We start from the raw sequence: 8,426 nt of genomic DNA, 5'->3' as shown, positions 1-8,426 counted from the left end.
GTGGAATGTGACAACAGGTAAAGAAATTCACAGCCTGACTCATTTTTGTAAAGTTACATCCATCAGCTTTACCCCCGATGGAAATTGGCTGGCTGCGGGAGATAGTGGCGGAAATATCAAAATATGGCGACCGCAGCTAGTTGTGCAATAACAGCGTCAAAATAGTATTAGAACTAGCGAGCAATAAACACAATATGAAAGCATACGAATTTCCTGCCAATGTCACCGATGAAGGCAAAATAGAATTACCAAATGTGATATGGCAACAGTTAGCAAATAACCAGCAGGTAAAAGTAATTATTCTCGTCAATGAACCCACAGAAGAAGAACAAGAAGAAGCAGCTTGGCATCGTCTTGCAGCCGAACAATTACTAAAAGGCTACAGCGAAGATGATGCTATCTACGACACGATTTAATCAATGCAAAATTATCAATCTGGTTCTGTTATATTGCTCAAGTTGCCATTTTCTGATGCAGTAACATTCAAACTTCGCCCAGTATTAGTACTTTTAGATACCGGAGATGACGATATTATTGTGGCGCGGATTACCAGTCAAATCACTCAAACTGCTTTTGATGTTGAAATTATCGAATGGCAGCAAGCAGGTTTAATGCGTCCTTCGGTAGTGAGATTGCATAAGATAAACACAGTAGAAAAGCGTCTATTAGAACGTCAATTAGGAACTTTACAACCAAATGATTGGGAAAAAGTGTGTCAGAACATCTCTCAAATATGGTCTTCTATTCAATAGAAGCCTTTCTGACTATCATTATGATGTAGCAAAGCAGTGCGCTAGTACTTAGCGCGTCAAAATAGTAAACCGTATTGCTTTTTAATCTACAACTGTTTAGTTCTAAACACAAACTTTTTAACTTCAAACAAAAACGTTCTCACTTGAAACCGAAAAGTTCTCGTTTAAAACCAGAATATTCTCACTTCAAACCAAAAACTTCTCGTTTTCAACCAGAACATTCTCACTTCAAACCAGAAAGTTCTCGTTTAAAACCAAAACATTCTCACTTTAAACAAAAACGTTCTTGCTGACAACAGCAAAACTTAAGCTTCTGACTAGGAGTTTTTCACTTGAAACAGAAACACCCAAGCTCAGAAGCTCAAAGTTTTAGGTTTTTAGGTAGAAGCGTTGAGTTAATTTCTCGACTTAGGAACTCCAAACAAAAAAATACTCAACTACTTCTTGTGGGGTGGGCATCTCGCCCGCCCGTACCCAAGGGCAGACAAGATGTCCACCCCACAAAATTGGATAATTTATTTGTTGGAAGTTCCTTATGAACTTTGTGGTTGCACTTTTTTAGCTTTCCGGGCAAATCTGCGTCCTAAATCATCAATCATTGACTCTAAACCCGCGCCTTTACCACTGACTTTCGCATAGTTATATACCATCAACCCCGCCGCATAAGCTTCGCTACCAACAGCCACAGAAGTATCATCCACCAGTTCTTGCAGTTGCGTCAACGACAGCAAAATGGGATACAGGGCTTCAAATAATTCGATATCTTGGCGCATTTCATTCAAGTCAAAAGAACGAGGTAAGAAGTCAGGGTTTTGTGTACCGATTTCCAACGCCTTACTCACAAACGCCCGACTCTTATCGCCCAGCTTAGGTAAAGCTTTACGCTCCTCGGTTGTCAAATCAATCAAGAACGGTAACTTTTCGCGGATAGTAGTAATAGCTTGCATCACGGCTTCCCTATCTGCGGAGGAAAGTTTTGCACTGACTTTATTATCTGCCATTTTTCATACACCTTTAATGGGACTAAATTTCAGTATTCCCCAAGTTATTTAGGCAGTAATAGTTATTTATAAGCAATTAAGAAAAAATTTTTATACCTTTCAATCAGTGATATCTCGCTAATTAGCAACCTTGAGCAAGTTTCACGATTAGAGTCCAGTGGCATTTGACCCAAGGAAGCCGAACATTTAGAGATAATAGTAGCAGAGGTAATCTCAAAATTAGGCGTTAGCAGAGCGGTGCGCCAACACTTCGCAGCTAGTTGTGGAATAACATTACTACTTCTATAGGAATCTTATTTGATTACGTGAAAAAACTCAGTACACATCTATTCTCCCTATTCCCTTTTGGAAGCTGTAAATTTAGCCTAATAAGTATGGTAGAGCCATAAAAGTAATAGCCGAAAAATACAAACCTAATTTTTATCGTACATTCAAGGGTTTAAGATCCCTACGTCTTGTCGTAACATATTTTGAGTCTGAGTTTAAATCCCCGAATCAAAATGCCTTTAATTTTGAATTTTGAATACTTCGGCTACGCTCAGTACAAGTTTTGAATTTTGAATTGTTAATATGACTTCTTCTCCCCATTACATCCCTCAATCTGACCCGCCGCTTCCTCCTTGGGAAACCCTACCAACGATGTATGATTTACCAAGTGATAACCCAGAGGAACCAGGCTTGCCAGACGATTTTCATTTTTTACAACCCTTACTTTTATACTTAACTTTTCAGCCGATTAACTGGAATTCAGAACTAGTTTACAGTGCGGCTGACCTTAATCTCTACTATGATTTACAGCATCCTTTGTGGTATAAACGCCCAGATTGGTTTGGTGTAGTAGGCGTAGAAAAATTATACAAAGGGCAAGACTTACGGTTAAGTTATGTCACTTGGCAAGAACCAGCAAATCCCTTCGTGGTTGTTGAGTTATTATCTCCAGGTACGGAAGACGAAGATTTAGGCACAAGAAGAGAAAGTGCAGCAGATAAACCTCCTAGCAAATGGGAAGTTTATGAGCGAATTTTGCGGATTCCTTACTATGTTGTATTTAGTCGCTATACTAATGAACTTCGGGCTTTTCAGTTGGTCGGCGGTCACTATGAACCGATGAATTTGACCGATGGATACCTATTAATGCCAGAGATAGATTTGAGTTTAGGCTTATGGCAAGGTTCATTTCGAGATATTGAAAGGTTGTGGTTAAGGTGGTTCACTTTGACAGGAGAATTAATTCTTGCACCCACAGAGGAAGCTGCTGCTGCAACTGAACGAGCTATGATTGCAGAACAAGAAGCTGCTCAAGCCAAACGAAAAGTAGAACAATTAGCTGAACGTTTGCGTCAATTAGGCGTGAATCCTGATGAACTAGATGAATTATTATAGCTTCACAAGTCTTTTGTGATACGCAGCATAATTTTCTGCTTTTGAGGAATCATCTGTACTGAAAACTGCGATCGCCGATGCCGAAGCCGCTATCTGAATAATGATATAGTTTCTCAGAAAGATTAATTTTTGAGAGCGATCGCATATTTAGCACTTGAAATACATATAATATTTCTTTCAGCAAGTCTATAGCAACCTCATTTTTTATGAAAAACCATGATGTCACGCTATATCCTTACTGTTCCTCAACCCAGTTTCAATTGGGTAACTATGGGGAAAATAAGGTTCAGCAGCAAATCTCAAAAGTGATACCCTGAACATTTGCAGATATTACCGCAGACACAGATTATGTTGCGGTGGCTAAAATACTTAAGTATTAGTAGTACGATCGAATTACTCAGGTTAAAATTGTCTATTTGGTAACACAAGACCATCAGAAAATTGTAGAAAAGTGTATTTCCTTGGCTTGATAGTGGTGCTAACCTCAATTTAAAGGATGTTATCAGCCTTTATCTGCTAGAGTTTCTGACTTTCAGCAAATTAGATAATTTATCAATAACAAAATCGCTAGGAGTGCGATGATGATGTCACAGTCCCCTATGACAAGACCAGAAATAGCTGCTGGAACTCTAATCGATAACCGCTATATAATCCAAAAACTTCTAGGACAGGGAGGATTGGGACGAACTTACTTAGCATTTGACACTCGTCGGTTTAATGAAGCCTGTGTTCTCAAAGAATTTGCACCCATTGGCACAGGCGAAAGTGGACTAGAACAATATCGTAACTTATTTAAAAGAGAGGCGAAAATTCTTCATCAATTGCAACATCCTCAAATTCCTAAGTTTTTGGCTTGCTTTGAAGGAGATGGTCGGCTATTCCTAGTACAAGAGTATGTTGACGGTAAAACATATTCAAGACTGCTAGGAGAACTTCAACGTCAAGGAAGAAATTTTTCAGAAGACGAAGTTATACAGTGGCTAAAGAATCTGCTGCCTGTTTTGGAATATGTTCATCAGCACAACATCATCCATCGAGATATTTCTCCAGACAACATCATGTTACCCGATGGCAAGGATCTGCCAGTGCTGATTGATTTCGGGGTAGGCAAGCAAATTGCTGATATTAACGAGGCGAGAAGTTCCAACCACCAGGTAACATTTGTTGGCAAAATGTCCCTTGTAGGCAAAGTTGGATATGCTCCCCGCGAACAGATTAGTTTGGGTTTATGTTCACCCTCTAGTGACCTTTATGCTTTAGGTGTAACTGCTATTGTATTACTCACAGCTAGAGATCCATCTTTACTAATGGATCAATACTCACTTGAATGGAACTGGCGTGATTATACTTATGTTACTGATGGGTTTGCTCAAGTACTTGATTGTATGTTGGAAGATAGGCCTAACAAGCGATACCAAACAGCCAGCGAAGTTCTTCGAGATTTAGAGCGTATTCGAGAACCAGAAATAGCAATGTTTTCTGCAATCATGGTTGATGATTTACCGGCTACGGTATTTAACCCTGAATTTCAGGCTATGTCGGCTTTATCGCAGTCATATAACCAACCTGAAGAAACAATTTTTAATTCACCCACTAGTCCACAAACTGGGCAAAGAATTGAACAACAATCTTCACTCCAACCAGCATTTATCAAACATTGTCAGCAAGAATTAGCCTACCACATCGGCCCAATGGCAAATCTGATTATAGAAGAAATACTAGCCCACAATCCTTATATTTCAGCTGACCAATTTATTGAACTTGTAACTAAGGAGATTCCTAATTTTCAAGCAGCTTTTGAATTTAAAAAAAGCTTATTTTCATAGAGATTTAGACATCACGGATTGAGGAATAATTTTTAATCTTTTAACTAATTCTATGGGTTTAAGTCAACAAAGCTAATAAAATTAGCAAGGTTTTTTAGTAGGTTTAAATATCCTAGAAACAAAAATTAATTACGTTAACATCCTGCAAAGCGACTCTGTATACTTCTATGAGGGAAGCAAGTTACACGCAACGTCTTGTACAGAGCTTGATTACGTTAGTGTCCCGCAAAGCGAGTTTGCGTACCCTTACAGAGAAGCAAGCTACGCTTTTAAGTTTCTTAGAGAGAACGTCATTAGAAATTATTGTAATCGCCTGTACCTCCTTGAGTACGTTTGATTCTTTTCATCGCCATTTCTAAACTTAACTGCATCCGTTTAAAGGCTCTAGCTAAATTACCGATTTCATCATTAGACATCTGCTCAAATTCAACTTCCATATGTCCCGTACTAACTTCTTCGGCTATGCGAGTCATGCGTTTGAGAGGCTTCACAACTTGTCGATTCAAGAACAAGTTGACTAATAGGATAGTCGCTATAAATATAGCTGATACAATCAAGATAATTAGTAAAGAAGACTGATTTGCTTTATTAATGACATTCTTGGCGGGTACTGATATAATCTGAGCGCCAACAATTTCATTAAGTTTCCACCCAAATCCATTAGCAGCACCATAAAGACTAATCATACTTTGAGGTGCAGCTTCAGGTACGCTATGACAGGCCAGACAGCTTTGTTCAGACACTGCTAAGGGACGAGCAATATAAAAGATATCCCCACCAGGAATTGAGCGAAATCCACTAACTTCTTTAAGGTCTGATTTATTTCTGAACTGTTCTACAATTTCCGTCTCAAAACCGTCAGCCTTATCCCGAAGATTTGTGGGATTGAGAGTTGCTTCTTTATAAAAGAAATCACGGTAGTCTGTTGTTTTCCGTAAAATTTCAAATACTTCTCGTGCTGAGTATCCAGGAACGGTTTGTGGCAAAAATTCAGTAGCCAATTTATCAACTAGCTCTGGATTCACTTGAGTACTGGTGTATTTACGAACAGAACTCATTGTTTGGATGAGCATGAGACCAGTGGAGCTAATATCTTGTTTAGCATTCTCCCTCAGTAGAGAAGAAAGAGTAAATCCACTCAAGCTCAGACCAAATGTCAAAATTACCAGTAGCAGAATTGTAAATTTTTGTTTCAAATTGAGATTCTTTAGCATAATTTTAGATTACCTACAAGTCAAATTATTATGAACAAATATGTCTAAAGTTACTGTTTACTGTAACATGAGCAATCAACTTTCATTTTTTCGTATAAAGGCATAGTTTAGCCAAAACTATGAGGGTATATCCAAACTTTATACTATTAGTAATTATTGAGGTTAATGAAAATGTTATCTAAGTAAGTAAGTTCTAAAAAGCTACAACAGCAATTCAAATGGAATTCCCAAAAATTCGTGTTGGCTGAACTGAATACCGTGCCAAAATAAATACCAGCAATTGTCAAATATTACTAATGGTGTGGAATGCAGGAAAGTCTTTATTCGGGGGACGCTACATTATTGAAAGCCAACTAGGTGAAGGCGGAATTGGCATTACTTATCTTGCCAGAAATCAACGAAATCAACAGCGAGTGATTAAAACCCTCAAAGAAGAAATCCTGAATCACCCCGCCTGGATACTCCACCGAAACAAGTTACGGCAAGACTTTCGTGATGAAGCAGTTCGGCTGGCTGTGTGCCACCATCCTCATATAGTACAGATAGAAACCATCTTCGATGAGGGAAATTTGCCCTGCATGGTGATGGATTACATCGAAGGGGAAGACTTAGCACAGCGCTTGAGGCGAATAGGAGTGTTATCAGAGGCAGAAGCACTACTTTACATCCGGCAAATTGGCGATGCTTTGACCTTAATCCATTCTAAAGGACTGTTGCATCGGGATCTCAAACCACGCAACATCATGATCCGCATTGATAAATTAGAAGCAGTGCTGATAGACTTTGGCATCGCTAGAGAATTTATTCCTAATACGATCCAAAGGCATACAGTGTATCGTACTCCTGGTTTTGCCCCACCTGAACAGTATGAATCAGAAGCGCCGCGAGGAGAATATATTGATATTTACGCCCTAGCCGCTACTTTGTATAACTTGCTTACCGCAGTTGTACCGACTAGTGCAGATGATAGACGTCACAATATTAATTTAGAACCACCACAATATTTTAATCCCAAGATCAGCAACAGGGTAAATCAAGCTATTATGTGCGGCATGGATCTGGAGTCAACGTATCGTCCCCAGTCTGTGCAAGAGTGGTTGGATTTATTAGGCCCTGAGACAGGGGAGTATGTAACAAAAAGCTCATCTAATTTAGTGATAACCCCTAAGCTGCAACTACCTGTACCTGTTGTATTAGATCGGCAGAATTGGAAATGCGTACAGACCCTCAAAGGTCATTCTAGTATGGTTCATGCGATCGCCATTAGCCCAGACGGACAATTTATTGCTAGTGGCAGTAATGACAAGACCATCAAACTTTGGCAAGTGAGTACTGGCAAGCTAGTGCGTCAACTGGGTCGTTGGCCTTCTAGTCATTCCAGTATGGTTCATTCGGTCGCCTTTAGCCCAATCCCAATCTCTTCAAACCTTTCTTATCAAGGCGAATCCGGCAAATCTGCGGGAGTTGCAGACCTAAATCGGGGAATCTTAGCTAGCGGGAGTTGGGATAATACAATCAAATTGTGGGATGTCAACACGGGTAAAGAAATTCGTACTCTCACTGGTCATGCTAATTGGGTAAATTCCGTTATTTTTAGTCCAGATGGCAAGTTTTTGGCTAGTGGCAGCGCTGACTGCACAATCAAACTGTGGCAGGTAAACACAGGCATAGAAATCCAAACTTTCACAGGTCATTCCGACCCAGTTTCGTCAGTCGCCTACTCTCCGAGAACGTTTACAACCAATAGCCAGGATAGACAACTGGTGGCTAGTGGCAGTAATGATTACACTATTAAATTGTGGCAAGTATACACAGGCAAGAACATTTACACATTCACAGGCCATTCTTTCTTTGTCAACTGTATCGCCTTCAGCAAAAATGGGGAAATTATCGCCAGTGGCAGTGGTGACAACACGATTAAACTCTGGCATATAAATACAGGCAAAGAAATTCGTACTCTCATAGGTCATTCTGATTCAGTTTGGTCAGTCGCCTTTAGCCAGGATGGACAATTTCTCGCTAGTGGCAGTTGGGACAACACTATCAAACTGTGGCACATACACAGTGGCAGAGAAATCAGCACACTTACAGGGCATTCCAACTATGTTAGATGTGTCGCCTTCAGTCCCGATGGCCAAACCCTAGTTAGCGGTAGTGATGACGACACTATTAAAATTTGGCGAAGGGGTAGTAAATAATTCGTAATTTTTCTATAAATCTACAGATAGAACTGCGATCGCCCCAAATTTG

Annotated in this window: 9 protein-coding genes; 6 read left to right on the top strand and 3 right to left on the bottom strand. The window is 39.7% G+C overall.

Going from position 1 to position 8,426, the window contains the following annotated elements; all coding sequences use genetic code 11:
• Positions 1 to 7 precede the first annotated feature (7 nt).
• From RMZ95_RS17720 to RMZ95_RS17710, 3 genes are read left to right on the top strand one after another with little or no spacing between them, the layout of a single operon-like run.
• Positions 8 to 151 (top strand): hypothetical protein, encoded by a 144-nt coding sequence (locus tag RMZ95_RS17720; protein ID WP_409882932.1) that lies wholly within the window; start codon positions 8 to 10, stop codon positions 149 to 151.
• Positions 152 to 194: 43 nt separating this feature from the next.
• Positions 195 to 416 carry a hypothetical protein gene (locus RMZ95_RS17715; protein ID WP_322686673.1) on the top strand — a complete coding sequence of 74 codons (222 nt, stop codon included), beginning with the start codon at positions 195 to 197 and terminating at the stop codon, positions 414 to 416.
• A gap of 3 nt (positions 417 to 419) precedes the next feature.
• Entirely contained in the window at positions 420 to 752 is a 333-nt protein-coding gene (locus tag RMZ95_RS17710; protein WP_322686674.1) for a type II toxin-antitoxin system PemK/MazF family toxin, read from the top strand.
• Positions 753 to 1,285: 533 nt separating this feature from the next.
• Here RMZ95_RS17710 and RMZ95_RS17705 read toward each other — a convergent pair.
• Entirely contained in the window at positions 1,286 to 1,753 is a 468-nt protein-coding gene (locus RMZ95_RS17705) for a hypothetical protein (protein ID WP_099102204.1), read from the bottom strand.
• 570 nt (positions 1,754 to 2,323) lie between these two features.
• On the opposite strand from RMZ95_RS17705, the gene RMZ95_RS17700 reads away from it, so the two are divergent.
• Positions 2,324 to 3,136 carry a Uma2 family endonuclease gene (locus RMZ95_RS17700; RefSeq protein WP_322686675.1) on the top strand — a complete coding sequence of 271 codons (813 nt, stop codon included), beginning with the start codon at positions 2,324 to 2,326 and terminating at the stop codon, positions 3,134 to 3,136.
• A gap of 49 nt (positions 3,137 to 3,185) precedes the next feature.
• Here the strand turns inward: RMZ95_RS17700 and RMZ95_RS17695 are convergent, their stop codons facing one another.
• Positions 3,186 to 3,362, bottom strand: coding sequence for a hypothetical protein (locus RMZ95_RS17695; RefSeq protein ID WP_322669761.1), 177 nt, complete (start codon positions 3,360 to 3,362; stop codon positions 3,186 to 3,188).
• A gap of 358 nt (positions 3,363 to 3,720) precedes the next feature.
• Here RMZ95_RS17695 and RMZ95_RS17690 point away from each other — a divergent pair, with 358 nt between their 5' ends.
• The gene (locus tag RMZ95_RS17690) at positions 3,721 to 4,962 is read left to right on the top strand and encodes a serine/threonine-protein kinase (protein ID WP_322669861.1); all 1,242 of its coding nucleotides are present in this window, start codon (positions 3,721 to 3,723) and stop codon (positions 4,960 to 4,962) included.
• A 293-nt stretch (positions 4,963 to 5,255) separates the two neighbouring features.
• Here the strand turns inward: RMZ95_RS17690 and RMZ95_RS17685 are convergent, their stop codons facing one another.
• Positions 5,256 to 6,176, bottom strand: coding sequence for a DUF3365 domain-containing protein (locus RMZ95_RS17685; RefSeq protein ID WP_322669760.1), 921 nt, complete (start codon positions 6,174 to 6,176; stop codon positions 5,256 to 5,258).
• A gap of 296 nt (positions 6,177 to 6,472) precedes the next feature.
• Between RMZ95_RS17685 and RMZ95_RS17680 the strand changes: the two genes are divergently transcribed.
• On the top strand, positions 6,473 to 8,374 hold the full coding sequence (locus tag RMZ95_RS17680; RefSeq protein ID WP_322686676.1) for a serine/threonine-protein kinase: 1,902 nt from the start codon (positions 6,473 to 6,475) through the stop codon (positions 8,372 to 8,374).
• The last annotated feature ends 52 nt before the right edge of the window (positions 8,375 to 8,426 follow it).

Source organism: Nostoc sp. DedQUE07 (assembly GCF_034530975.2).
GTDB lineage: Bacteria > Cyanobacteriota > Cyanobacteriia > Cyanobacteriales > Nostocaceae > Nostoc.
This window is presented reverse-complemented; position numbering and strand designations above follow the sequence as displayed.

Excerpts from the sequence above, each read along its gene's own strand:
- RMZ95_RS17680 (WP_322686676.1), top strand. The coding sequence starts at position 6,473 with ATGGTGTGGAATGCAGGAAAGTCTTTATTCGGGGGACGCTACATTATT.
- RMZ95_RS17690 (WP_322669861.1), top strand. The coding sequence starts at position 3,721 with ATGTCACAGTCCCCTATGACAAGACCAGAAATAGCTGCTGGAACTCTA.
- RMZ95_RS17705 (WP_099102204.1), bottom strand. The coding sequence starts at position 1,753 with ATGGCAGATAATAAAGTCAGTGCAAAACTTTCCTCCGCAGATAGGGAA.
- RMZ95_RS17685 (WP_322669760.1), bottom strand. The coding sequence starts at position 6,176 with ATGCTAAAGAATCTCAATTTGAAACAAAAATTTACAATTCTGCTACTG.
- RMZ95_RS17700 (WP_322686675.1), top strand. The coding sequence starts at position 2,324 with ATGACTTCTTCTCCCCATTACATCCCTCAATCTGACCCGCCGCTTCCT.
- RMZ95_RS17710 (WP_322686674.1), top strand. The coding sequence starts at position 420 with ATGCAAAATTATCAATCTGGTTCTGTTATATTGCTCAAGTTGCCATTT.
- RMZ95_RS17715 (WP_322686673.1), top strand. The coding sequence starts at position 195 with ATGAAAGCATACGAATTTCCTGCCAATGTCACCGATGAAGGCAAAATA.